This window comes from Paenibacillus sp. G34, from assembly GCF_056856875.1.
The window spans coordinates 6311454-6336907 of record NZ_CM166469.1 but is presented as its reverse complement, the minus strand read 5'-3'; the positions used below and the strand labels follow the sequence as shown (position 1 = coordinate 6336907).

The following is a 25454-nucleotide window of genomic DNA, read 5'->3' as shown; positions in this document are numbered from 1 at the left end:
AAGCGAGCATCTGCTTGCCGTATAAAAGTTTATTACAGAGGCCGAGAACCTATCTCGGCTCTTTGTTTTATTTTTCGATACATCATTCGATCCCAAGGAGGTTACCAAGATGACACATACATACGACAGTCTTATCGCGCAGCTAGAGGAATTAGGCATAGATCGTCACGGCACCTTGCTGATGCATTCTTCCATGAAGAGTATGGGGGAGGTGGAAGGCGGAGCAGATACCGTACTGGATGCGCTGAGTGATTATATGAAGGATGGGTTGCTCGTTTTGCCTACGCATACGTGGTCTACCATTAACAAAAGCAATCCATTGTTCCACGTGGAAACGTCTTCCTGTTGTGTGGGCATTCTACCGGAGTTGTTCCGTAAACGTGATAACGTTGTCCGTTCCTGGCACCCTACACACTCTGTAGCAGCATTAGGCAAGGACGCACGGGCGTTCACGCAGGACGATCATCTCTTCGATACGCCATGTGCACGTGGTTCTGCATGGGGCAAGCTACTCGATCGCAAAGCGACAATCCTGCTGGTGGGTGTCGATTTGAAACGGAACACGTTTATTCATGGAATCGAGGAATGGGTGGATATTCCGGGCAGAATGACCGATGAACATGAGATGCTCTATACCGTATTGCCTGACGGAACTAAAATCTCCGTGCCTTCACGCAGACATTGCGGATTATCTTGGTCAGAGCACTTCTGGAAGGTGGATGAGGTGCTGGTTCAAGCCGGCGCGATGCACAAAGGAAGCTTCGGGGATGCTGTCGCAAGTGTCTGTGATGCCGCTAGAACAACCGAGGTGCTTACGGAGATGTTGAAGGAAAATCCGGATCTATTTTCGGACAATGAGCCGCTGTCAGATGTGAAGTAAGCGGACTTGAATCGTCGATATCAGGTACGAAAAGGGAGTCTGATTTTTTATGGAAAGCAAGCGGTCTTCTAATCAATTGGATGGAAACAACGGACTAGCTGAGGCGAGACACGAGCTTCAACTTCGTTTAATCGTTGCAGAGAAGCAGATTGCTGCTAAAGAACCTTTGATGGATCATGAGCAAGTTATGGACAGATTAAAAAGAAAAATAGAAATAGTACGGACATAGGAGAGTTACGGGTAGTGAAGCTTTCTTTTCGAAAAAGTAAATCACGTATCCCGCTACATGCTGGATGACGCTCAGTTGAAAGCTGGGCGTTTTTTTGACGTGGAGCTTTCAAAAAACGTTCACAAAAGTGCAAAAAATGAATGCGATTTCAATCAGAGGTTGGGCTGACTTCCAGTGAATGGGCTACTCAGCGTATCAGGGGTGTGGTACGATATGGGTAATTTAACCAGAACAAAATCAAATCGTTGCAGAAGTATCTCGTCATAGTTATTTCTAGAACGATCAGAAGAAAAATCAAAGTTCAACGTTTGGCAACGTATCAGAGTTATCCTTGATAACCATGGAATCAGTGTCACATCCAAGAAGGAGAAGATTTGTGAACCCATTAGTGTGGTATGATCTTTCGTTATTCGTGCTATTGTTTGGTGTGGGCGTGTATGTGTTTGCTACCGTTAGAATTACCAATTTACATAAGGTATATTTTTTGTTTCACGGTTTGATGATGATGTGGCCTTTCTGTCAATTTGCGAGTACGCTCACCGATGATCCGGGCCTGCAATTATTCTATGTTTTGTTGTCCTTTGTGGCGGTATCTCTGCTGGGGAGCGGATGGCTGCTACTGACTCTATTTATTACCGGTTATGCGGAACGATTAAGCCAAAGGCGGCTGGTGTTGCTGTTTGTACCTGCTGTGTTCGGAGCAATTGGGGTTGTTGCGAATCCATGGCATGATTTTGTCATGCCTCTGGAGGGCGGTTATATCGACCGTGCCTACGGCCCGTGGTTCTGGGTGGTTATGTTCATTTTGGTGAGCTATTTCCTTACTTCCCTCGTCATTATGTTTCGTGCGGTATTCTCGTCCAAGACACCCGTCATGATTCAAAAGCAGGTCAAAATCACCCTTTGGGGTATTTTTGTGCTGGCCATGTTCGCGACGCTGGATGCGGTCCTCAATGTGCTACTGAGCCGCTGGTTGCCGATTATTCCGGGTCTGACTTCGCTGGGTATTTTCCTGTCCGACCTGTTCTTCGTGTATGTGATCAAAAGGTACAACGTGTTCAACCTGGTCTCCATCGCCCATGAGGACGTCATTAATACGATCCCGTATGGCATAATGGTGCTGGATGAGAACGAAGTGATTGTGGAGGTGAACAAGGCCTCTCGTTTTTTCATAGAACAACATGTAGGGGATGTCTGGGACATGGAGGCATTTCTCGCTGGGGTGTCTGTGGAGGGGAATAGTCGGAAGTTCCTGAACAAGTATCGTTTGAAAAAAATGGAGCTGTGCCAGATCGAAGTGATCGTGGAGAAAGACGGCCAGCTCTGCCACTATATTCTGCAATCTTCTCCGATTGTAGACTCGGCGCTTGCACCGCTAGGGCACCTGCTGACGTTCCAGGATGTCTCGCAGGAGCGCTTCTATGCGAAAACGATGAACCAGCAGTACAAGACGCTACAAGAGCGCAATGAGGCACTGGATCTGATTCGGCAGGAGTTATCCGATGCCAACCGCAAGCTGGAAGAACTGGTGCTGACGGACAGTCTGACGCAGTGTTATAACCGCCGCTACCTGACGCAACATCTGAATCATGAAGTACTCACGAACCTTCAATATAAAATGCCGTTTTCCCTCATGCTGCTTGATATTGACCACTTCAAAGCTATTAATGACCACTATGGTCATGTTGTTGGGGACGAAGTACTGATGCGCACGGCAGAGGCACTCCGGCAATCAGTGCGCAGTACCGATATTCTGACCCGGTATGGTGGAGAGGAGTTCATGATCTACCTGCCGCATACCGAGCATGATCTAGCGATTGATATGGCGGAGCGTGTAAGACAGACCGTGGAGTCCAACCGTATTTCATTGAATTATGGGATGGGAGAAATAGCAATTACCATTAGCGTCGGGATTCTATCGATTGATGATTTTGCATATGAGGACGAAGACGTGCCGGAAGATGGCGAACGCTATTTAATTCAGCTATTTGATGCAGTGGACAAGGCGCTGTATCAGGCGAAGCAAAAGGGCCGAAACCGGGTGGAGTATGGGGTGTTGGCGCGGGGAGTGGTGTGAGTTGTTGTAACTTTAATCCAATTCTCTTGAAAATTAAGGAAAGTGTTTATGATAGAATGTAGAATACAATGAAAATTTGAATTAAAACTTTTAGCGAATATTGTGTGGGTTCAAATACTAATAACTAGGGGTTGTTTAAATGATTCAGACGAAGTTGAAATCTAATAGTCTATATAATGCTAAGGATATTCAAAGAATTAAAGAACTACCTGCTCGCTCTGGATATCCTGTCAGAGACGATTTTGAGAGAGATTACAGCAGAATAGTTCATTCAGCTGCTTTTCGTAGGTTGCAATCAAAAACACAAGTAATAGGCGTGGGTGAGGGAGACTTCCATCGTACACGGTTAACGCACTCTATGGAGGTAGCCCAAATAGCAAGGGGGATTGTTTTATCTCTTAATCTTAAATCAAATCATTTAAATAAAGAGCACAAACAAATCGATACATCCCTGATAGAAGCTGCGGCTCTTGCACATGATTTTGGACATCCTCCATTCGGCCACCAAGGAGAGCGTGCATTAAATGAGATGATGTACAAAAAGGCTAAATCCGGTTTTGAGGGGAATGCGCAGACACTTAGAATTTTGACGCGGCTTGAAAGAGGAGTTGGATTGAATCTGACACGCGCAACATTGCTAGCAATATTGAAATACCCAATTAAATTTGATGAAGCAGTTGAAGAAAGTAGATACAAAGATCTATCACAGTTCAGTCCGCCTAAATCCAATATATATCCAGAAGATTCTGAAATATTTAATTGGCTTTTATTACCTTTTAATGATAAGGAAAAAGATTTCTATCTTACTTTGGAAGCTAAACATGCTAAGGAACATAAACAAACTAGTTATAAAACCTTTGAATGTTCAATTATTGAGTTAGCAGATGATATTGCTTATGCAACACATGATCTTGAAGATGCCATGAGATTGGATTTTATTAAGGTAGAAGAAGTTATTGAATTGTTGGAAAATAATAATCAAATTAATGGAGTACCGGCAGTAATTGAAAAGTTTAAAAAGAAAGTTAAAGGTCATTTATCTGAACAAATCAAAGATGCAACAGCTGATTTAATATCTATTTTTATTTCTAGTGTTGAAATTAAAGTTCGGGATGAAATAAAACACCCCCGATTGAAGTATTATGCTTATCATGATAAAGAGATTAGAGAACTTATTAAATCATTTAAGAATTTAGTTTATGCTAATGTAATCAGATTACCAAGAGTACAAACTATTGAATGGAAAGGTGGACATATTATAAGAGAAATGTTCAATGCCTTCTTTGATGAGACTAAGTTGTTACCGTTAGAAGACCAGGAACTGATTAAGAATGGTTACGATAAAGCAAGAGTAGTATGTGATTATATAGCTGGTATGACCGATTCTTATGCATTGAAAATGTTTTCTAGATTATACGAGGCTAGAGAGAGCAGGTTATTTGATATTTAATATGATGTGCGTAAAAGGCCCTTAAGGGCCTTTGCCTTATGCTTGTATAGAGATAAATCTAATGGAAAGCTAATTTAACTTTATTCAGAATTTCTCTTAAAGTTTGAACTTGAGCAGAGTCGAGCTCACTTATAATTCCGATATATTCCACAATAGCATCTTTATGAGAATTGTCCTCGTTGTTTAAAGCTATTAAATCTCCGAATGATATATTTAAACCTACAATAATTTTTTCTAAAGTATCAATCGAGAAGTTTCTTTCCCCGCGCTCTAGTGATCCTATATAGGCATCGTCCAATCCCGATAATTCTGCTAGTTGTTGTTGTGTCAAACCCTTCGCTTTCCGTATTGCTCTTATCCGTTCTCCAACTGAATTACGTAATTTTGTCATAATAACCACCTCTCCTAAAGGTTAGGAGAGTATAGATGTATTTAGCAGAGACTTAAAGGCGGTAAAATCTATTGAAAAAACTGCAATTAAGTACTATATTTGATTTATTGTACTACTTCTTTGGAGTTTCTGAAAGTGAATAAATGAAAGGCTGTATCTTAAAGCATAAATAGCTTTGTTTCATTATCTCTAATATTCATATTATAAGGAGGCTTCCTTTTGCGATCATCAATCCTGAAATCCCTCAAACCGGACATTATCGTTGAGATGCTGGATATGGCTGTGGCTTTTGAAAATTGGAGCAAGGTGCTGGAGACAGCGGATGTGTTGTACCAGTGCGCGCAGTATATTTATGAAGAACGGGTGGAGTGTAAGGAGAAAGGTGGGTATAAACCTCATATCCATACGGAGCGTCCATTGGTTTATTACATGGGATGGAGTCATATGATGCGAGGTATGGCTTATCAGAAGCTGGGGCAGATTGATCAAGCGCGAACTTATATCCGTCAGTATGCAGCATTGGGGTGTATGGAAGGAATGGATGAGGCAGAGCTGCAAGTTGTGCAGGAGTTCAAACGTAAAGCCGAAATCCATCGCTATGCACTCGAGATTGAAGCAGGGCAGGTTGAGTTGCTGGAGGGATATGTGAACCTGTTGCTGGAGTATCCGAAGGAACGTTTGTCAGGGTTGAAGGTGATCACAGAGGCCGCGGTGCGGCATGGGTGGCGGATTGATTTTATCATACAGATGCTTGAGGAGAAGGTTGATGGGTCAGGAGTGGGGATGGATTCGTTAAACAACGATGATATGTACCACTATTGTTACCAAAGGGCTTTATATGAACAGTGGATGGGAAGGCCGCAGGATGCGGTGGAATTTATTTTGAAGGCGATGTGTATATCGTACAGACTGGGGCTGGAAAGGCAAATTATCAGGTGTACAGCAGTTTTGGAATCATTGCGAGAAATGGCGACGGAGGAGCAGATTGAGCGGTATCGGGTGTTTTTGGAGGGGATAAAGTAGGGGGCGTTATTGGGTTTACTGAAAATGGTAGGATATGCTTGGATGTGGGTATATGCATATAGGACTATAGCACCGATGAGTGGTGTGTCAGATGTCGGGTTATAGGTAAATTCAGGATGTTAGCCGGATGGTTTTACATATTACACTTCTGCTAACATGGGATAATCCTATTTCGAATGAGCGGAGAAAGCGTATGAGTACAATTAAAGTGACCCCTGAACAATTACATCACGTATCGAATCAAGTGGATCAGGCGAGACAACAGTTGGAGCATATCCAGGATAACCTTTCAAGGCAGATCATGTTCCTTCAGGCCGTATGGCTGGGTGTGACGCAAGAGCGTTTTTATGGTGATTTTGCACGGTCACGTCCTGTATTACAGAAAGCACTGGAGAGCATGTTGCATACTTCAAAAGAGTTAAAGGATATTGCTACGAGGTTTGAGCAGGCAGATGCGGAAAAGGGCAGTCTGGGTGGTATTATTGGTGCTGTAGGTGCGGCAACGATGATGAAGAGTTCTGGGAGTGATATGGGTTCAGAGGATAAGGGCTACCGGATGGCACAAGTGAATGTGTTTGGGAGACTGGTGCAGATGCCTGTTAATGAGGATGGCGTTACCGATCAGGCAGCTCTGCAGGCGTATCAGAAGGATCAGGGGCATTTGGATTTTAATCGGATGCAAGCTGTGGGGACTGAGGAATCAGGGGAGGATATTATTGCCTTGCAGATTAAAGCCTTTGAAAATGGAATTCATCCCTTCACAGGCGAACCAGTGAACGATAGATATGCACAAATGATGGTGATTTCTCTGAAGTTCAGCCAGATTTTAATGGCTTTTCAGATGGTTCGCGGAAGTATGCCTGGGCGCAAAGGCCCGTTTCACTTGCCTTCCTCTCATCCGACTGTGGCGAAGATGAAGGCTAATGTGGCAAATGCAGAGAAGGCTAGCGTAAACAACAAGATTCACGAAGTGAATCCAAGTCATAAGTTTACCGGCTCCGGGATGAAGGATTATGATAAAGTGGCAGAGATGGAGTATGAGTCCATAAGACAAACAAAAATGCATGATATCAAGGACGTCGCGGCAAATACTGGATTAAGTGTAGATGAAATAAGAGCCATGAAGAAACATTTATTCTTTGGCAAGCATCAGGTACCTCAACCTGGTGGTAAAGAGTTTAAAATGGAACGGTTCATAGCAGACGACGAAATAGCATACGCATGGAAAACTGCTCAAAAGGGTGAACTGAGCGTTGAACAAAAATCTTGGTTCAAGCAATTGGCAGATCATGAACTAGTTGAGCGGAAGTTGATGGCAGAGGGACAAAAGTATCGGACTTTAGAATCATGGAATCCAATAACGGGAAGATATGATGGATTTCCACCTGGAGCCCATGAGAATGCTCCTAAACAACCTAGAGCTACTTTTCCTGGATATGAAGAGTATTTCTTTAATAAATCTTTTAAGTAGGTGGAAGATAAATGGAATATTTATTAAATAAAGCTGCTGAACGTCTAAAGTCAATAAATGATGTGACAGAAGTGAAGTTACAGGAATCCCATCATGTTTTGATCGTAGAATATTTCAGAAGAGTTAATTTATTTTTGGACATGAAGGCTATTAACATAGATCGGTATCCTATATTTAGTTTCGCCAAGATTATAGGAGAAACAATAAACAGTGAAGTATATGATTGCCTTCCAAAACTAAAGATCTTTCAAAATGTATATATGAAGGCAGTCTGTTATAGTTTTTTAGAAATTTCAGAATTGGCAGATCGAGGGGTACAAGAAGCATATAACCATATTGATTTATTTGAACCTATTATTAAATTTATGGAGAGAGGTGGGAGCTTCACGATTCGGCAAGGTGAAATGATGGTAGGAAGTTCAGCATATCCTCTTAATTATTGGAGAGATAAGGTTATTGAAGAACAAGATATCAGTGAAAGGACTCTACAAATACTTGATGAAAGGCCATTTTAAAAGTTCAATACAGATTTTGCTCAAACAAAAAAACATGCGAAATCCGCTTGGTCAACTAGCGCCGGGTTTCTACGGCATTCTTTACGTAAAAGAACGGAAATGAACAAGAGGTGACCAGAGTGAATCTACAAGCGGCAGTAACCAGGATTAATACGATTAATTGGGAAAGCGTAGGAACGCGTTCTTCCGATATAGAGGCCGATTTAGCGCGGGAGTATCTAAGAAGATTAGCGCTCTTCTTTAGAGATATGTCTACTAGACCTCTGCTTCCTTTCATAGCTAATGTTGCTAATATACTTGGGGATGAACAAGCAGTTGAAATCTCAAATTATTGCAACATGGAGGCCATGGGAACACACGGTAGTAACGTTTATGTGTATAAAGTTTTTGAATACTACTTGCAGTTAGCGAAGCTAGCTGATCAGGGCCATGGTTATGTTGATTACTTACTTATATATGAACCATTCATCAAAATCTTTGAAAGAGAAGGATTGGTTGTACTAAAACCAGGAGAATTAAACGTGGTAGGGTGTGCGCATATTCCATTAAATAATTGGTACGATAAGTTCATAGATATGGAACCGCTCGATTTAAACAATTTGAAAGAATAATGATCGGGATAGGCCTACTTATGGAACTAGCATTGTAGTCTTTGAGAAACAAGACAGATGCAAAGTATATATTGAACAGATTGAGTGGAACCGGAGTGCCCAAAATATGCTCACCAGTTACATAACACAAATACCGGGAGGAGCTTGAGCCATGTTCGAATACCATGGATGGGCAACAATAAGAGAAAGTGCCTCGTTTGAAGAAGGTGACGATCAATATGATGCAGCTATTCAGGAGTTGCAGAAGTACATTGAGGAGTTGAACTGGCCTTCAGGTGTACTAGATCTGAGAGCAGTTAACGGTGACTTTCAGCTTTGGATTGCTGGCCTGGATAATCACAAACCTGAGACAAATTATGATCCGATTGAAGTGTTCAGAAAAACAGGTGAGCTAGCCTCGGGTTCCTACGGCATTCTTTATGTAAGAGATAGCGATGATGTAGCATCGTCTAATCAATTCAAGGCGTACACGTTAATCCGAGGCAAGATCGCAGAGCAAGAAGATCGGTTTCTTTCACCTTTTGTGCCTAAGTTAGAGGATCAATGCTGAGCGTTTGTTCTAAGAGCGAAAATGAAAAATGATAAACAATTTTGATCTACTCCCTAAAATTCAATAGCATCTTTTAGTCTTGATCAGGAAGAATAGGCATTTTATCTTCTAAATGAAACCATTTTTCGATATGATCATTTAAAGCAGGGATGTCCTTAATACCTAATTCGCAGATTTTATTGTATCTTTCACCCAATATACGCTTTAAGTCATAATGTTCTTTAAAATCGTCTGTTGATCTTGCTAAGAATACTTCATACGGCTCTAAGCTGTAATTTTGATTACGGCTCTCAAAACTGAGATATAGTTTCCACTGAAGTTCCCCTTCTTGAAAAGAAGCTACACATTCAGCTAATTGGTTATACACTTGCCCTGGACAATGAAATCGAAAATATAATCCAGGTGTACTGTGGTAAATGTTCTCTTTTGCAAACATATTAAATTTGACCCATTCGTAGGTACGAAGTTTAGATAATGTATAGCCTATGAGGTGGGTCAATTGGACATCTTTTCTAGCCATACTATATATATTCATAACGTCACCTCTAATTCTCTAATGATTTAAATGATAGTTGTATTTTCCCGTTATTATGTTGTTGCATTGATTCCAGATAACTTTCTTTAAGCACAGGCTTATCACTATATCTGGGATCATAAACATATTTGCCATCTGAATATACTGTGTGATAATAGAAGTCTTGCCTCGTTCCATATTGTTCAATCTCAATGGTTCCTTTATCCGAAGATTTGAGAGTGATTATTTGACCTTTCCCTTTAGCTGCTATAGCTAAATCCTCCGCTATTTCGGAACAATCATAGGATAGGTTTGCTCTATACATCTCAGATTTATCCAACATTTCTTGAATTACGTTAGGATTACTAAATGCAGGGACGGATTCTTCTTTAAGGTTTGATTTTTCTTCAGTATTCTCGTTCCTATTCTTGCTTCCCCCAGAATCGGTATGAGGTGAGTGATGTTGTTTACCATCTATGGATTTGATACCGACCTTCCTGCCAAAAAAGCCAAGAAGCATGGAAGTTGTGATATTTGCAGCGTACTCTGCTCCGCCTTCTTCCTTCATCTTGTTGAATTCGTACGTGACATACTTCTCTGCTTGATTTCGGGTATCTCCGTTATCCCAGGCGTAGTTCCAAGTAAATGCAACGCCATTTCCGATGTCTGCAATTGTACCGACGGTATTATCATACAAGAAGTTACCCGTAGTATCTAACGGATGTTCAATAAAATCTTTACCTAGTTGCAGGGCAGAATCGCCAATGGATTCGATGTTCTCTCCAGCCTGCTTAAAAAAAGCTTCCAAGTGTTCTTCAACGCTCCGTTTAGAGGGGGGGCTCGTCAGGACCACAAACAAGATCATTAAAATGATTTGCCCCTGTGTTAGTCTGGTATTGTAATAATGCAGAAATATTAACCATAGCGGAATCACTATCTACAAAACGATTCCTTATCTCTTCCAAACGAAGAGAAATTATATGAAGCAGTTCTAAAGTGGTATTTAAGTTTTTCTCTGCATAACGAGACAAGTGGGCAAAGCGCTCGGCAGTATCGCCCTCAAAACTGCCTAGGAGAGGAATCAGTTGACTGTTCAGCCTAGCTAAAATTTCTTGCAGATGCCCATGTCCTAACTTGAATAGACCAATAGTATGTGTCATTTGATCCACAGGAATCTGTATCTTTGCCATGATTTCAACCCTCGTTTTCAATATATTCTATATTTTAATCCATGTTAGATGATGTATTGAGAGTCCATAGTGCTAATTTTTTGAATTTAATTCCTAATTTTGTGTTCTTATGAGTGGCTGGAATGGAATTTTCTCAGATAGAAATGTTATGTACCCTGTAAGAAAGCAAGTGACGTAGATCCGTTATTCTATGTGTATAGGACCGTAGCACTGATGGAGATGTTAAATGATTTTAGAAGAAAGGTGTAAGTCAGGAAGTTAGCCGGATAGAGCAGTGTGTCGGACTTCTGCTAACATTGTATTATCATTTTGTTCAGAGAAATAAGGGAGAATCATATAGCTTGGGAACAACAGCATTTTTTCTAACGGAGCGTAAAAGGTATTCACCAGAGAAGTTTTTATTTGACACTATAATTGCTGTGTTTCAATCAGATCATAGGCTAATTTTTGATAATCATAAACATATTGAAAATGGGCGATTTTCTTCAACAACCTTGAATGTTCTAAGTCATTCGTACAATAGTGAAGAGAATAACCACCAATTTATTCTATATGTAAAGACAAAAGAAAATAAAAGTGTTTTATTTCATGATTATGAAGATCTGAATCTAGACCCTAAACAGGATCTCATTCGGGTAGGTACAATAGAAGAGGTATTTGGTGCAGAAGAGGTTATTTATCAGTTTGTGTATGAATATTTGAAACTTAACAAGGCGGACTACTTTTGGGTAGCAGATTACGACTGGGTCTATACGTGGGAAGATATTAAGAAACTACACTCCATGTCCTATGACTCAGACTGGTGTTACAAAAATCCTAAGATGAGGGGATAGATCAAGGAAGGATTAGTTTAAATGAAAGAAAGAATGAATGCCACCTATTATGTTGGATACGAGGGACAACCGGAAATTTCGTTTTTCTTTGAGAGTTATACGGAAAAGAATATTCTAAAAATGTGGAATGGATATTTTGAGACTCTACTTGATCTTATGACTCAGTACGCCCCTTCTGATGAATATATATTGCATGAATACTGTGCTCATGAAGGGTGGTACGATGAGAGTCCTTGGGAAATACAAAACATTGATGCGGCTATCCGTTTATTCGAATCTTTTGATCTTAATAAAGCCAGTGGTGAGCAACTAAAACAAGTAATAAACATCGTTCCTGACATTCCAGGAGTAGCAAATCAGATATTGGCTTTTCTTGAAAAGGCCAAAACCAACGGATGCAAAGTATATATTGAATATGATTGAGTGGAACCGGGGTGCTCAAAATATGTTTACGATTTCATTTAAAGCAATAGATGATTTGGACGCGCTGAAGCAAATGTCGGCAGAGCAGTTTGATCAGGCCAAACAAGATATAGATGGAATGATGGAATTAGATTTCAACGGAAGTACATATGGTATGTTTTTTGATGATTGCCCATTCGGTAATGAGAGACTAATCAGATGGTTTGTTGACTTACTGACGGTGGCTCAGATGGTGAGCGTGAATCCGTATGTTGCTTATCGAATTCCTGATAGTGCTCATCTATGGTTGGAGTTTAAAGCACATGGAGATGAACTGCTAGTTAGCTTAGTGGAAGATACGGATCGTGAAGTAGTTTTGGACTTATTTATTACTGAACCGCTTGAGGAATTCGAGTACTCAACATGGAGTGGGGTTTCTATAAAATTGGAGTCGTTTGTCAAAGAAATCATACGTAATACACATCTGTTTCTGGATTTCATCTCTGAGCTCAACGCTAAACTATTGAAAAGTGAGAATGTTGCAAGAATGAATGCGAAGTTATCTGATTTAGAGCAGAGGCCCTCAACTTAAAATGGAAGGGCAGGTCTATCTACATGTACCAAGAAGTTAGGGAGATCATACGAAAAAGAGCGGTTCTTCATATGAATGATCCCGTTATTGAGAAGTATAGAGAGGAACTTATTCATATCTTAAGTCAAAACGAAAAAGATACCATCGATTTTCTGAAAAAGTGTAGTAAAGAGGAAGCTCTTTGGGTCAGTGAGGTGTTCGAAGAGATAGCTTATCATCTTCAAAGTGTTGAATATATCAACACGCTCAAGGGTGTCGACCAAAAATACCCCGAATTAAAATTAAACGATACGATCAAGACAGCTGTTTCTTACATGGATTAGAGGACGAGGGACGGATGAGAAACGATATGTATAACAGATTCGAACTTCATAGAAAATGGGTAGAAACTAGCGGTCAAGAAGGTGAGCAATTTCGTTTGCAGGATGTTGATTTTCGCGAATTTGATATCTCTGATATTTGTTTAGAGCAGTCATTTATGGCGAGTTGTACGTTTGAGGGTCTGATTCTGAACAGCATGGATTTTCATGCCTCTGTTTTAAGTTCGTCATTATATAAAAATAGCAACTTGATCCATTGTGATTTTTACAAATCAGACTTGTCATATGCAGAATTCTCTAACTCCAATATGAATTCAGTTCGATTTTCAAGAGGCGATCTATGGGAAACACGATTTGATAATGCAACAATTAAAAACTGTAATTTTTCAGCCTGTAACCTCTCTTTAACTGATTTTAGCTATGCTTCATTAACAGATGTAGACATAAGTGAAGCGAGGTTTGAAGGGGTTTTGTTTTATGGAGTAACGTTAAGAAACATCAAAGGAATAGAAGAGGCCAATTTTCACAGCATTCATATTGGTTCAGCCGATAAACCCCTAATTCTCAAAGGGCAGGAAGCAAGGGACTGGCTTCGCATGAAGGCCGAAGAAAGCATATAAGATCAAAAGCAATCCATCACTATGTATCTTTTTAATTGGGAGTAATCCATTTGATAAAATATATGAATCTCGATTCCTTCAGAGGATATTTACTTAAGACACTAGATGAGTTGTCTACTTATCATAAAGTGGAACTGGGGGATCACAGCACGTTTATCCTTACTCCTGTCGAAGAGAGGGGGAAGACGTTGAACTCTACAGATGAATACATTCACCGTGGAATGCTGAACTCCGATAATTTAGAAGGTCGTTTTTTTGATGTCGATTCGGTTATTAAAATGTTAGGTTGCAGACTTCCGCTATGCCCCATGTGGGTAAAAGTTTCACTTCGAGATCCAGGGGATGAAGCACTTATCATAGAATTGCAGACAAGCTTGAGATTCCGCAAGCCCAGCTTATTGCAAAATCAAGAAACAGGACATCCACCGTTTATAGCAGTTTTCCCCTCTCAAAATGAATAAATTTAGATGGATACATAGACGTTTTACCAAGAGCTAAAAGTGAATGACATCATAATTGGATGGGGAAATCAGAAGTATGTACAAACAACTTGATCATCTTTTATCCGCCGAGACAACAGTTGATTCCTGGTACGATGACGGCTGTGTTATAGCCACAGAAATTCTTGAAGGTTTTAATCCAGATGATTGGCATATTTTATCTAGAGAAGCATGGAGCAAACCCCTCAACTGGCAGAAAAAGCTTGCATACTGCTTGGACAGTACTCGAGAGATGCATGAATTTGAATTGTTGCTGTCTCTAATGACTATTGAGGATAGAGAGTTATTTGTAATATGTATAGATACACTACGGAGCTATACATCCCCTGAGCATAAACAAAGATTAATGCATGAGCCTCTGTTACTAGAGCGTGTGTCTGCTGCATTGTCTGAAGCAGGCATTGCGAAACGAAGGGTACTGGAGGATTTCCTCAGAGAATTAACAGTCTAGTACAGCGGTATGGAGTAAATTCAGAGGAGAGAGTGCTTGTTGGAGTGCAGATCATAAGCTCACTTTTTGTGCCTAAGTTAGAAGATGAATGCTGAGCTTTTACTCTCTTCTAAGAACGGAATGAATAATTTGATAAACAATTTGAATCTAATTTCTAAAATTCACTAACCTTTAGAAGGGGAGCGGTTCAGATTTTCAAAAAGTATGCAATATTACTAAGTTCAATTGTTGCCGTAAGTATTATGATATCTGGCTGCAGTACTGAAAATTCAGAAAAGACAGCAAATAAAACAGGAAGTACATCCGTAGAGACAAACAAAAAAGAGAAAGTTGAAAATTTAGCTTCAGATTCACCTTATGCTAAAGTAGTACAAATTGATTCCAATCAAGATAACCCTACCATTCGAGCGCAGATGGGTGAAGATAATAGTGAGTTACAAGTAGTTTCAGAAGGAAAAGAAATGATCGGTCACTTCACTACACCAAGTGTTTTAGGTCAAGAGGGTGACTTCTTTTATCAAGGTAATTATTCCGTCGTTTACAACCATAATGACGAGAAAAAAGAAATAAGGGAATTACAGAGTCTTGTTTTTGTTCAACCTTCCGAAGAACCTATATCCTTCGAAAAAATAGGTTTTGAATCAATGGACGTTTTCTTGCTTACTCCCGAATACACAGCATCGAGAGGCTATAACTCCTATGCATTTGGCATTGATAAAAATAGCGGAGAAGCTTTTGCAATTACGTTTAAAAATGGGGAAACCGTACGCGATACAATGAATTACGAAAAAGATAATACCCCTGTAAACAAGAGCGAAAAACTGGTTGTAAGTACAAGAAATACAGAAGGTCAAGGCGAAACTTTAACTACAGAGTACAGCTTCGATACGGACAGTAAACAATTTGATGCACAATAGTAAGAAGCATTACTCTTAGGCAGAACTTTACCGCTCAGCGTAAACAACTTGAAAGAATAATGATTCGGGATGGGTCTTCTTATGGAACTAGCATTGTATGTTTTCAATAAACAAGATACGAAACACCTAGCGACATTATTAATGAGTGCTATACAGTCATTTTCGCCAGAGACTCGCATGAAATGCAAAGATGATTACTACACTTTAATGAATGCTACCTTTTCTTTTATTGTACAGGATGATGATGAATTAGTGAGTTTTACAAGGGAAGAGTTAGGTCTAAATATTAACTATGGTATCCCTATTATAATTTTCTCACATTCGCCAGAAGAAGCACTGCGGGTTATCTTTCAAGCGGTGAATAAACTAATTGCACAACTGGATAAAGATGTAGCACTGACAGATAGTTCATCTGGAGTGATTTTTTTGAGGTCTAACGGTCAGCTCATTATGAACTCACATTGCCGAGAGAATCCTGACATTTATGACTGGCCTTTTGATGTGCTGGAAGGCAACTTTATTGAGAAGGACATGGCGGGATTGCTTTGAGAAGGATCTTGAGGAGAGGTGAACTCATGTCTGAATCATCATTTTATGATTGGTTGAGATTGTTCGATGTCGACGATGAGAATTCGAAGAAAGAATGCCCTAACTGCGGACATGCTGCTATCCATTTTCAATATGTTGGAGATTTACGAGTCAGGATTGGCTTCCTGGATATATGGTATGATTCATGTATACATGGAATCCATATTTCTAGAACTAGGGCACCTGAACATGTAAGCATGATCTCGTTTGAAGATGGGGCTGAATATAAAAGAACAGTGCCTGATTATATTCGTATAGAGCCATCTTAAGACATTCTAAGAGGAGAGGGGTAACAGGGGCCTACATTAGCTAAAGGGATCGAGCGTTTGTCTGTGATTTCGTTTCAAATGAATAGCTTTTCTCCCCAAAACTCACATCACATATTAATCAGTGAGTATCTAAGACGTGTGAATGTATTCCTAGACAAGCTGAGCCTATTCCCAGATGGTTATCCCCTATTTAGCTTTGCCAAGATGATTGGAAGAGAGATAGATGCTGATGTGTACCGTGCTTGTCCCCCGTTGGATACACTTCATAATGTCTATATGAAGGCTATTTGTTATAGCTATCTGGAATTGTGCGAATTAATCGATCAAGGAGTAGATGGTGCGATTCAAAATGCTGATTTGCATGAGCCAATGTTGAAATTCTTCGAACGAGGTGGGACGTTTACTATACGAAAGGGTGAACTGGAAGTAGATAATGCAGCATATCCACTAATGTATTGGAGAACTCTGGTGATCCCCGTTCAAGATATTAGCGATAATTCCTTGGATCTTATAGATTGTAACGGACTGGAGGGATAATGATGTCGGTGGGGCTGTATAGATACAGCGGAGAACTAAATGACCGAGAATCGGAACTAACGTTTAGTGAGAATATCTCATCTCAGGATTTTTATGATGAGCACTGGGAGAGAGCTATTCATGAACTGGGCATCTTGATTATACAGGATGGCTCCGAGATTGCCTTTCATCAGCTTGAGGATGCCCTGGATGAATTGGAACGTTTGAGAGAGTGGGCTATCCAGCGATTGGACGGCGCCAATCTGGAGTATATGACAGGCAGAGTAGAGCATTTACAGCGGATTTTACCTAATGCTTTTGACAGTGAGGAAATTATTTTGTACATATTCTAAGAGCCTGGAGATTTGGTGGGACATTAACAGGGAGCGGATAGTCAGATAAGGAATAAGAGATGGAGGTATTCATGAATCAGCTCGTGACAGGGATAGAGAGAATAAAACGTATAGACTGGAGTGTTTCTACACAAGTAGACGATCCCTCAAATATGGCATTGGTGCAGGAATATATCCGCAGAGCAGCATTACTGATTACTACATATGATTTAGAAACATCCTACCCATTCTTCAATGCTACTCGCGCACTTGGACATCATTCCACTTTAGATGTAATGGATCAATGTCCTCGATTAGGCGAGTTAACGAACAGTTTTATTAAAGGAACTTGTGTAGCGTATCTGGAATGGCTGAGCTTAGTCGAGTCTGGTAATGAAGAGGCTATAAAGTTTCATGATCTGTATGAACCCCTCATACTTCTGATTGAACGAGGCGGAAGAACTAGCATGCGGCATGGTGAGATTAGAACAGGTGGATATGTCTTCCCTTTGGCAAATGCAGAATATATGTCTAAGCAGGCTCCAATAGATATTAGTGATGAGGGGTTGAGAGGATGGGCACAGCAATAAATATCTTACGATATGTTCTGGACTCGGCTACAGGGAGAGATAAGATCGATGAATTTCAACATTCGGGAGATAAAAGAACACTATGACACAGATGTGCTGGGATATGATTATGCCAAACTATCACTCAGAGGCATAAGCGAAGAGAATGCTCAGTTTCTAACCCAGATTGGTGTACCTGAGCACTATGATGATTTTTTCTTTTATAAACTGGATCAGTTCAACGACAAGGATGTCACAGGCAAGCAATACATTCAGATCGGCCACTTTACGAGTTATGGTATGCGAGCTGCTTACGGCCTCTATCTCAAGCCAGAGAGTGACATATTCTATATGAACTCGTCTCTAGATAAGTCCGCAGTATATGCGTTAAATAAAAATATAGAAACCTTCTTCTTATTCCATCTAATTCGCAGTGAGCTGTCTACTAAGATCAGAAACGAAGGCATATATACCCAAGCTCATTATGCCAGCAAACTGCGCAGGTACTTTGAACAGATTGATCCTATAGCGATGCAAAATGCCGAAGGTTACTGGTCACATCTACTTGAAGACTACGAAACAGGCTTGTAGCACAGTATATGAAACAAAAAACATACCCAATCCGCTCTCGTTTGAGAGTCGGATTTTTTTGCGTACAACCAACCAAAAACATCTTGTCAAAACGTAATCATTACGATAAGATAATACTCATTGTTTAGATGATAATGATTACGATTAACAACCATACGAAACAGAATGAGAGAGGGGCATGACCTTGTTTATGAAAAAGAAGCCTTTGCTGACGCTAATCTCCTTGGCCCTGAGTGCGACAGTATTACTTACCGCTTGCGGAGCATCCACATCTAGCCCGGCGGCGCAAGGCGATACCAATACCCAAGGGAATAAAAACGTTCACTTCCTATATAACTTCTCCACCAGTTCACTTGATCCACATGTGGATTCCAGTTATGTGCCGCTGCGTGCGGGCATTACGGAAACGCTGCTGCGTCTGGATGAGGACAATCTGACGGTTGCACCGTGGCTTGCGGAGAGCTGGGAGAGTAAAGATGGTCAGCATTGGACGATTACGTTGCGCGACAATGTGACCTTCCAGAACGGCAAACCGATGACAGGGGAAGCGGTTAAGGCATCCCTAGAGCGATCACTGAAAGAGAATGTAGCTATCCAGAATACATTGAAGGTGGATACGATCAAAGCCGAGGGAAACAAACTGGAGATCACAACGACCGAGCCGTTCCCGGAGTTTGCATCCGAACTGGTTAACCCGAACACGGCGATTATTGATGTTAGTGAGCCGGATACTGTGAACAAGCCTGTCGGAACAGGCCCGTTCAAGCTGACTTCCTTCACGGCAGGTAGCAAGCTGGAGCTGAGCCGCTACAATGCATATTGGGACGGGGCTTCTCCGCTGGATTCCGTAACATTTTCGTTTAATGAAGATGCTAACGCCCGTTCACTTGCACTGAAGTCCGGTCAAGTAGACGTTGTCTACCGTCCGGAAGTGGAAAGTCTGGAATCCCTCAAAGCCATCGACGGGTTGAAAGTTGAGTCCACATCCACGTTCCGCGTGCACCAGTTAACGATGAATATGCAGCGGGAGAGCATAAAGGATGTGAATGTCCGCCGAGCACTGGATGCGCTAATTGACCGTAAAGGCATTGTCGATACAATTCTGCTTGGATACGGCGAGCCTGCCATTGGCCCATTCCTGCCATCGCTGCCTTTTGCACCTAAATATACACATGCAACAACGGAGACCGGTTCAGATGTGGCCGTAAAATATCTTGGCGAAGCTGGCTACACCCAGCAAAACGGCGTAATGACCAAAGACGGCAAACCATTGAAGCTGACTTTACTCACCTATTCGTCACGCGCTGATCTGCCTCTGATTGCACAAGTGTTCCAATCGGATGCAAAAAAGATCGGAATTGATGTGCAGATTCGTCAGATTGATGCACCGGAAGAATACATGGCTTCCAACCGGGATTGGGACATCGCTACATACAGTAATCTGACCGCTCCACGCGGGGATGCGGGTTATTATTTGAATGCGACATACCATCCGAAGGGTGCGCTGAACTTCAGCGGATCGGAAGACCCGGCACTGACCAAGATCATCGACGAACTGAACCTTGCGGTGGAACCCCAGAAACGCGCGGAGCTGGCAGAGAAAGCAGCCAATTATGTACATGATAACGTGCTGAACTCCTTTGTGCTGCATCCTGCAACGATTGTGGCCTACAACGGCAAAAAGGTGAAAAACTGGGTCACCACGCGCAGTGAATATTACATGATCACAAACAAGCTGGACGTGATGTAATGTTTCGTATTTTGCTTCGCAAGTTTCTGGAGGTATTTGTATTCCTGCTCTTCATTATGTTTGTAAGCTTCCTGTTCATCCGGCTTGCTCCCGGCGATCCGGTGTTGACCATCCTGAATGTTGAGGAATTATCGGTGAGTAAAGAACAAGTCGAAGCACTGCGTGAGGAGATGGGCTTTAATGACTCGCTTCCCGTGCAATTTGGTCGCTGGCTGCTTGATTTTGTACGGATGGACTTCGGTGTGTCCTATTCAACAGGTCAGCCGGTCATGCAGACACTGATGCGCGCACTTCCGGCAACAGCCGAGCTGACAATCGGGTCACTGCTGGTCATGCTATTCGTGGCTATCCCGCTGGGTTCCCTGTCCGCACTATATCGGGGCAGCTGGATTGACCAGGGTAGCCGCATTCTGTCGATTCTGGGCGCAGCGGTTCCGAGTTTCTGGCTGGGACTCATCCTGATTGACCTGTTCGGCGTGCGATTCGGCAGTTTGCCGACGATGGGACGGGACGGATTTACTTCACTTATTCTGCCATCACTGACGCTGGGACTTGCTATCTCCAGCGTTTATGTACGTCTTTTACGTTCCAGCTTGCTGGACTCTCTGAGCCAGGAGTTTGTGCGATCTGCCCGGGCCAGAGGGCTTTCGGAGGGGCGTATCTTCTTCCTGCATGCGTTCAGATACAGTCTGCCTCCGGTGATCACCGTATTTGGCGTTAGTCTGGGCAGTCTAATTGGCGGCGTTGTGGTGATTGAAGTGCTGTTTGCTTATCCGGGGATCGGCAAGCTGGTTGTGGATGCCATTCGCCAGCGCGATTATCCATTGATTCAGGGATACATCCTGATTATGGCGGTTGTCGTGTTCCTGGTGAATACGGCGGTAGATCTGTCTTACCGTTATTTAAATCCAGAGATGAAATTGAAGGAAAGGGAGGCCCACCGATGAAAACGATGCCCCTGCGCATGCCGTCAACCAAAACAAAAAAGCACAGCTGGCAGGCCATCATCGGCATGCTGTTTGCACTGCTCGTTATCGCGGCTTCCCTTTACGCCTTTCTATATCTAAAACATGATCATACCCTCACCGACCTGCGCAGCAGGTTGCAAGGGATGAGTGCGCTTCATCCGCTGGGCACCGACCACTTGGGCCGTGATGTACTGACACGTCTGCTTCTCGGCGGCGGTCAGACGCTCGGTTACAGCCTGCTTGCACTGGGTGCGGCACTGCTTATCGGCATTCCGTTTGGTCTGATCGCAGGGTACAAACGCGGCTGGATCGACAAGCTGTTCATGCGTATTGCAGATGCTTTTCTGGCTTTTCCGGACACCATCGTGGCGATTGTACTGAGCGGTCTGCTTGGTGCAGGCATCGGCAATCTGGTGCTGGCGATTGTTATCGTGAAATGGGTGAGTTACGCGCGTCTGGTTCGAAGCACTGTCCTATCCGAGTCGCAAAAGGATTACATCCGTGTAGCCCGAACGAACGGTCTGTCCGATGCACGAATCATGACCAAACATCTGCTACCGCATATTGCAGGTCATGTGCTGGTACTGGCGAGTCTCGATCTCGGCAAAATCATCCTGCTGATCTCATCCTTATCCTACATTGGACTAGGCGCACAGCCACCGACACCTGAATGGGGAGCGATGCTGAATGACTCGCGTCCTTATTTCCAGTCCAGACCTGAACTAATGGTCTTTCCGGGACTCGCTATTGTATCGGTTGTACTACTGGCGAATATGCTGGGCGACTACTTGCGAGACCGGTTCGATGTGAAAAAGGAGGTGCAGTCATGATCCTCTCTATCGAGGAACTGAGCATCTTCAGCCAAGAGCGGACGATTGTGGACCAGGTGTCCCTTGCCATCCGCGAAGGGGAATTCATGGCGCTCGTGGGACAGAGCGGCAGTGGAAAAAGCCTGCTCTCGCAGGCCATTGGACAGCTTCTGCCTCCCAACCTGCGCGCATCTGGCCGTGTCATGTTCGAAGGCAGTAATCTGCTCGAACGGAAGCCAAAGGAGATGCGTGCACTGCGCGGACGCGATATCTCGTATATCTTTCAAGACTATCAGGGAGCCTTCACCCCTTTTCGCAGCATTGGCGGACACTTTGATGAATACCAGAAGGTGCATGGCGAGACGTCTTCTGTTATCCGTAAAAAGCGTGCCGCAGAAGCGCTGGAGTCTGTCGGACTCCACCCGGAGCTTCTTCGCCGCTATCCGTTTCAGCTGAGCGGGGGTCAACTACAGCGAGCATCGATTGCTACATCGCTCATGCTCTCCCCACGTCTGCTTATTGCCGATGAAGCAACGACAGCGCTGGATAGCATGTCCGCGCATCGCGTAATGGAACTACTCGCACGCAAGCAAGCCGAGACGGGCTGTGCAATTCTGTTCATTACGCATGATTGGCGGCATGTGCGCCGATATGCGAACCGCTTGTCTGTCATGAAAGAAGGGAAGATTGTGGAATCAGGCGGCAAACACCGGATTCTGGATCATCCCCAGCATGAATATACACGCCAATTGATTGAAGCAGCGCCTGTGTTGAGTCATGAATTGAAGTCTGGTTTGAAGGAGGTGGGTGCGGAGTGAGAAGCCAAGCCAGCCAAGTCGTGTTACACGTGGAACAGCTCACCCGCACCTATGCTGGTGCGGAACATCCTGCGATCAACGATATCTCGTTCACCCTGAATCGCGGCGAATGCCTGGGTCTTGTCGGAGAGAGCGGCTGTGGCAAAAGCACACTGGCCCGCTGTCTGCTGCGCATTGAGGACGCGGATCATGGTTCGATCCAGCTTGGCGGGCAGGATATTGCCCGGCTGGATGGACGCCGTTTGCGCCCGCACCGTCGCAAGATTCAGATTGTTTTCCAGAATCCTTCGGCTGCACTAAATCCGAAACTTACCATTGGAGCATCCTTGATCGATCCCTATGAGCAACTAGGCCGGGATGCCGAACTCACACATTTCACCTATACATCGAAAGAAGCCTACATCCGTCAGCTACTGGAGGCCGTAGAGCTTCCGAGCGAACTGGCGAACCGCTACCCGCATGAGCTGAGTGGCGGTCAGCGGCAACGCGTGACCATTGCCCGAGCCATCAGCATTGAGCCGGATGTGATCGTACTGGATGAGCCAACCGCCAGTCTCGATGTCATTTCACAGGGAGCCATCCTGCAACTGCTGACGGATTTACGGACATCGCTTGGCCTGTCCTACGTGTTCATCTCACATGATCTGGCGGCGGTGCACCGAATGAGCCAGCGAATGATCGTGATGCAATCCGGCCAGATCGTAGACCGGTTTGCCGCAGATGCGTTGTTCGCCGAGGAACGCCACCCGTATACGAAGGAACTGATTTCGATATTCTGAGGGCGCAGCGTGTATGAGCATGTGAACTGACTTCTTTCTATTATAAGAGCCGTTATGCGAAGGTTGTGATGCATGCGGCTCTTTATGCACCCTTTTTCACAGAGAATCATAGGCTTTAAAAGAGGGCCTTTTACCAGGCGAATGAAAAATTCCTTCTTTGCTTTGAACAAATAAATCTTTCAGGCCTATAACCGGGCTAACGAACCGTGACAAACTAGCGTATACTGAGGAAATAGCTAATATCTTGAAATTGCATATTTAAATTGCTCCATATTATTGATACACTAGTTCAAGGTTATATTCATTCAGACAAGGCGTGAACCCTCGAAGAGTGGGCTTGCAGCCAATGCCAAATCGATAACGCTTACATCCTTTTGGCAAATATAGGGTATAAGGACGGTAAACATGAGCCAGGGACAAACGAGTACAGATGTAATCTTGATCGGTGCCGGAATTATGAGTGCAACTTTGGGAACTTTGCTTAAAGAATTGGCACCAGACTGGAATATTAAGGTTTTTGAGAAGCTTGCCACCGCAGGAGAAGAAAGCTCGAATGAGTGGAACAATGCCGGAACCGGGCATGCTGCGCTGTGCGAACTTAACTATACTGTTGAACGACCAGACAAAACCGTAGATATTAGCAAAGCCATTAAGGTGAATGAGCAATTCCAGGTTTCCAAGCAATTTTGGTCCTATCTGGTGAACAGTCGTCTGATTCGGAATCCGAGGGACTTCATTATGCCGATTCCTCACCTCAGTTACGTGCACGGGGAGAGCAATGTGCAGTTTCTGAAAAGACGATATGACACGTTGTCGAACCACCCGCTGTTTGCAGGCATGGATTTCTCGGACAACCGGGAAGAGCTGGCGAAGTGGATGCCGCTCATGATGAAAGACCGTACAAGCAGCGAGCCTGTTGCAGCGACCAAGATTGACTCTGGCACGGACGTTAACTTTGGTGCTTTAACGCGTATGCTACTGAAACATCTACAGGAACAAAAGGTGGAAGTCCACTATAAACATAGCGTGAAGAATATTAAACGCAAGAGTGATAAATCATGGGAATTGACCGTGAAAAATCTGACAAGCGGAGCCGTTGAGCGCCATCGGGCGAAATTCGTCTTCATTGGTGCGGGCGGCGGAAGTCTGCATCTGCTCCAGAAGTCCGGCATTCCGGAAGGAAAACATATCGGAGGTTTCCCTGTAAGTGGGATCTTCATGGTATGTCAAAATCCACAAGTTGTGGAACAGCATCATGCCAAGGTGTATGGTAAGGCCTCCGTAGGGGCTCCGCCTATGTCTGTACCGCATTTGGATACAAGATACATCGATAACAAGAAGTCCCTGCTGTTCGGACCCTTCGCCGGTTTCTCACCGAAATTTTTGAAGACTGGATCGAATGCGGACCTCATTGCATCGGTGAAACTGCATAATTTGTTAACTATGCTTGCGGCTGGCGTGAAGGAACTCTCGCTCACCAAATATCTCATCCAACAGCTCATGTTAACGAAGGAACAGCGTATGAAGGAACTGCGTGATTTCGTACCGAGCGCGAGGAGTGAGGATTGGGATATGGTGCTGGCAGGTCAGCGTGTGCAGGTGATCAAAGACACGGTTCAGGGTGGCAAGGGTACGCTGCAATTCGGAACCGAAGTTGTGACTGCGGCGGATGGCTCCATTGCGGCACTGCTAGGCGCATCCCCGGGTGCTTCAACAGCGGTTCAAGTCATGCTGGAGATACTGGAACGTTGTTTCCCGCAGAATATGAAGGAATGGGAGCCAAAGATCAAAGAAATGATCCCGTCTTATGGCATCTCGCTTGCAGACAATCTCGATCTATTGCGTGAAGTGAATCTGTCTACGGCGAAATCGCTGGGGCTATCGGACGAGAAGCAAGCATTACATGTGTAAGGGTAAATGGCTTCAGCT

32 protein-coding genes are annotated in these 25454 nt (G+C 43.3%); 28 read left to right on the top strand and 4 right to left on the bottom strand.

The features are described from left to right. Window positions 1-109 precede the first annotated feature (109 nt). From AC1VYS_RS28545 to AC1VYS_RS28530, 4 genes are all read left to right on the top strand, one after another. The gene (locus AC1VYS_RS28545; protein ID WP_482912456.1) at window positions 110-880 is read left to right on the top strand and encodes an AAC(3) family N-acetyltransferase; all 771 of its coding nucleotides are present in this window, start codon (window positions 110-112) and stop codon (window positions 878-880) included. 49 nt (window positions 881-929) lie between these two features. Next, window positions 930-1109: a hypothetical protein gene (locus AC1VYS_RS28540; protein ID WP_482912455.1), complete on the top strand. Its 180-nt coding sequence runs from the start codon at window positions 930-932 to the stop codon at window positions 1107-1109. A 376-nt stretch (window positions 1110-1485) separates the two neighbouring features. Then, the gene (locus AC1VYS_RS28535) at window positions 1486-3186 is read left to right on the top strand and encodes a histidine kinase N-terminal 7TM domain-containing diguanylate cyclase (protein WP_482912454.1); all 1701 of its coding nucleotides are present in this window, start codon (window positions 1486-1488) and stop codon (window positions 3184-3186) included. 139 nt (window positions 3187-3325) lie between these two features. Further along, the gene (locus AC1VYS_RS28530) at window positions 3326-4636 is read left to right on the top strand and encodes an anti-phage deoxyguanosine triphosphatase (protein ID WP_482912453.1); all 1311 of its coding nucleotides are present in this window, start codon (window positions 3326-3328) and stop codon (window positions 4634-4636) included. A gap of 58 nt (window positions 4637-4694) precedes the next feature. Here the strand turns inward: AC1VYS_RS28530 and AC1VYS_RS28525 are convergent, their stop codons facing one another. After that, window positions 4695-5027, bottom strand: coding sequence for a helix-turn-helix domain-containing protein (locus AC1VYS_RS28525; RefSeq protein WP_482912452.1), 333 nt, complete (start codon window positions 5025-5027; stop codon window positions 4695-4697). Window positions 5028-5246: 219 nt separating this feature from the next. On the opposite strand from AC1VYS_RS28525, the gene AC1VYS_RS28520 reads away from it, so the two are divergent. The 5 genes from AC1VYS_RS28520 to AC1VYS_RS28500 all read left to right on the top strand — a co-directional run bounded on the left by AC1VYS_RS28520 (window position 5247) and on the right by AC1VYS_RS28500 (window position 9197). Next, complete coding sequence (locus AC1VYS_RS28520; protein ID WP_482912451.1) at window positions 5247-6050, top strand: DNA-binding protein; 804 nt, start codon at window positions 5247-5249, stop codon at window positions 6048-6050. 193 nt (window positions 6051-6243) lie between these two features. Beyond that, a complete protein-coding gene (locus AC1VYS_RS28515; protein WP_482912450.1) occupies window positions 6244-7521 on the top strand; it encodes a WXG100 family type VII secretion target in 1278 nt (425 codons plus the stop codon). A gap of 11 nt (window positions 7522-7532) precedes the next feature. Continuing rightward, on the top strand, window positions 7533-8036 hold the full coding sequence (locus AC1VYS_RS28510; protein WP_482912449.1) for a hypothetical protein: 504 nt from the start codon (window positions 7533-7535) through the stop codon (window positions 8034-8036). Window positions 8037-8155: 119 nt separating this feature from the next. Beyond that, window positions 8156-8647 (top strand): hypothetical protein, encoded by a 492-nt coding sequence (locus AC1VYS_RS28505; RefSeq protein WP_482912448.1) that lies wholly within the window; start codon window positions 8156-8158, stop codon window positions 8645-8647. 151 nt (window positions 8648-8798) lie between these two features. After that, entirely contained in the window at window positions 8799-9197 is a 399-nt protein-coding gene (locus AC1VYS_RS28500; RefSeq protein WP_482912447.1) for an Imm7 family immunity protein, read from the top strand. A 73-nt stretch (window positions 9198-9270) separates the two neighbouring features. On the opposite strand, the gene AC1VYS_RS28495 is transcribed toward AC1VYS_RS28500, so the two are convergent. The 3 genes from AC1VYS_RS28495 to AC1VYS_RS28485 are packed head-to-tail and all read right to left on the bottom strand — an operon-like array spanning window position 9271 to window position 10901. Then, entirely contained in the window at window positions 9271-9717 is a 447-nt protein-coding gene (locus tag AC1VYS_RS28495; protein WP_482912446.1) for a hypothetical protein, read from the bottom strand. 25 nt (window positions 9718-9742) lie between these two features. Continuing rightward, window positions 9743-10519 (bottom strand): hypothetical protein, encoded by a 777-nt coding sequence (locus AC1VYS_RS28490; protein ID WP_482912445.1) that lies wholly within the window; start codon window positions 10517-10519, stop codon window positions 9743-9745. A 19-nt stretch (window positions 10520-10538) separates the two neighbouring features. Beyond that, on the bottom strand, window positions 10539-10901 hold the full coding sequence (locus tag AC1VYS_RS28485) for a WXG100 family type VII secretion target (protein WP_482912444.1): 363 nt from the start codon (window positions 10899-10901) through the stop codon (window positions 10539-10541). A 341-nt stretch (window positions 10902-11242) separates the two neighbouring features. On the opposite strand from AC1VYS_RS28485, the gene AC1VYS_RS28480 reads away from it, so the two are divergent. The 19 genes from AC1VYS_RS28480 (at window position 11243) to AC1VYS_RS28390 (ending at window position 25436) form a co-directional block, all read left to right on the top strand. Further along, complete coding sequence (locus tag AC1VYS_RS28480; protein WP_482912443.1) at window positions 11243-11734, top strand: hypothetical protein; 492 nt, start codon at window positions 11243-11245, stop codon at window positions 11732-11734. A 21-nt stretch (window positions 11735-11755) separates the two neighbouring features. Continuing rightward, window positions 11756-12157, top strand: a complete 402-nt coding sequence (locus AC1VYS_RS28475) for a hypothetical protein (RefSeq protein WP_482912442.1) — start codon at window positions 11756-11758, stop codon at window positions 12155-12157. Continuing rightward, window positions 12150-12728: a hypothetical protein gene (locus AC1VYS_RS28470; RefSeq protein ID WP_482912441.1), complete on the top strand. Its 579-nt coding sequence runs from the start codon at window positions 12150-12152 to the stop codon at window positions 12726-12728. The genes AC1VYS_RS28475 and AC1VYS_RS28470 overlap by 8 nt, the downstream gene beginning before the upstream one ends. Window positions 12729-12751: 23 nt before the next feature. Continuing rightward, on the top strand, window positions 12752-13051 hold the full coding sequence (locus AC1VYS_RS28465; RefSeq protein WP_482912440.1) for a hypothetical protein: 300 nt from the start codon (window positions 12752-12754) through the stop codon (window positions 13049-13051). Window positions 13052-13065: 14 nt separating this feature from the next. Then, a complete protein-coding gene (locus AC1VYS_RS28460; RefSeq protein WP_482912439.1) occupies window positions 13066-13668 on the top strand; it encodes a pentapeptide repeat-containing protein in 603 nt (200 codons plus the stop codon). 50 nt (window positions 13669-13718) lie between these two features. Then, on the top strand, window positions 13719-14129 hold the full coding sequence (locus tag AC1VYS_RS28455) for a hypothetical protein (protein WP_482912438.1): 411 nt from the start codon (window positions 13719-13721) through the stop codon (window positions 14127-14129). 76 nt (window positions 14130-14205) lie between these two features. Continuing rightward, entirely contained in the window at window positions 14206-14619 is a 414-nt protein-coding gene (locus AC1VYS_RS28450) for a hypothetical protein (RefSeq protein ID WP_482912437.1), read from the top strand. Between the two features lie 242 nt (window positions 14620-14861). Next, window positions 14862-15536, top strand: coding sequence for a hypothetical protein (locus tag AC1VYS_RS28445; RefSeq protein ID WP_482912436.1), 675 nt, complete (start codon window positions 14862-14864; stop codon window positions 15534-15536). A gap of 81 nt (window positions 15537-15617) precedes the next feature. Beyond that, entirely contained in the window at window positions 15618-16085 is a 468-nt protein-coding gene (locus AC1VYS_RS28440) for a hypothetical protein (RefSeq protein WP_482912435.1), read from the top strand. Between the two features lie 386 nt (window positions 16086-16471). After that, on the top strand, window positions 16472-16930 hold the full coding sequence (locus AC1VYS_RS28435) for a hypothetical protein (RefSeq protein ID WP_482912434.1): 459 nt from the start codon (window positions 16472-16474) through the stop codon (window positions 16928-16930). 2 nt (window positions 16931-16932) lie between these two features. Continuing rightward, window positions 16933-17262 carry a hypothetical protein gene (locus AC1VYS_RS28430; RefSeq protein WP_482912433.1) on the top strand — a complete coding sequence of 110 codons (330 nt, stop codon included), beginning with the start codon at window positions 16933-16935 and terminating at the stop codon, window positions 17260-17262. 71 nt (window positions 17263-17333) lie between these two features. After that, the gene (locus AC1VYS_RS28425; RefSeq protein WP_482912432.1) at window positions 17334-17831 is read left to right on the top strand and encodes a hypothetical protein; all 498 of its coding nucleotides are present in this window, start codon (window positions 17334-17336) and stop codon (window positions 17829-17831) included. A 48-nt stretch (window positions 17832-17879) separates the two neighbouring features. Continuing rightward, on the top strand, window positions 17880-18401 hold the full coding sequence (locus tag AC1VYS_RS28420) for an SUKH-4 family immunity protein (RefSeq protein WP_482912431.1): 522 nt from the start codon (window positions 17880-17882) through the stop codon (window positions 18399-18401). Between the two features lie 190 nt (window positions 18402-18591). Further along, window positions 18592-20151: a nickel ABC transporter substrate-binding protein gene (nikA, locus tag AC1VYS_RS28415; RefSeq protein ID WP_482912430.1), complete on the top strand. Its 1560-nt coding sequence runs from the start codon at window positions 18592-18594 to the stop codon at window positions 20149-20151. Beyond that, window positions 20151-21098 carry a nickel ABC transporter permease gene (gene nikB, locus AC1VYS_RS28410; protein WP_482912429.1) on the top strand — a complete coding sequence of 316 codons (948 nt, stop codon included), beginning with the start codon at window positions 20151-20153 and terminating at the stop codon, window positions 21096-21098. Before nikA ends, nikB begins: the two co-directional genes overlap by 1 nt. Next, on the top strand, window positions 21095-21949 hold the full coding sequence (nikC, locus tag AC1VYS_RS28405; protein ID WP_145414568.1) for a nickel transporter permease: 855 nt from the start codon (window positions 21095-21097) through the stop codon (window positions 21947-21949). The genes nikB and nikC overlap by 4 nt, the downstream gene beginning before the upstream one ends. Beyond that, window positions 21946-22746: an ABC transporter ATP-binding protein gene (locus AC1VYS_RS28400; RefSeq protein ID WP_482912428.1), complete on the top strand. Its 801-nt coding sequence runs from the start codon at window positions 21946-21948 to the stop codon at window positions 22744-22746. The genes nikC and AC1VYS_RS28400 overlap by 4 nt, the downstream gene beginning before the upstream one ends. Beyond that, the gene (locus tag AC1VYS_RS28395) at window positions 22743-23525 is read left to right on the top strand and encodes an ABC transporter ATP-binding protein (RefSeq protein ID WP_482912427.1); all 783 of its coding nucleotides are present in this window, start codon (window positions 22743-22745) and stop codon (window positions 23523-23525) included. The genes AC1VYS_RS28400 and AC1VYS_RS28395 overlap by 4 nt, the downstream gene beginning before the upstream one ends. 405 nt (window positions 23526-23930) lie before the next feature. Beyond that, window positions 23931-25436 (top strand): malate:quinone oxidoreductase, encoded by a 1506-nt coding sequence (locus AC1VYS_RS28390; protein ID WP_441925199.1) that lies wholly within the window; start codon window positions 23931-23933, stop codon window positions 25434-25436. Window positions 25437-25454: the final 18 nt, after the last annotated feature.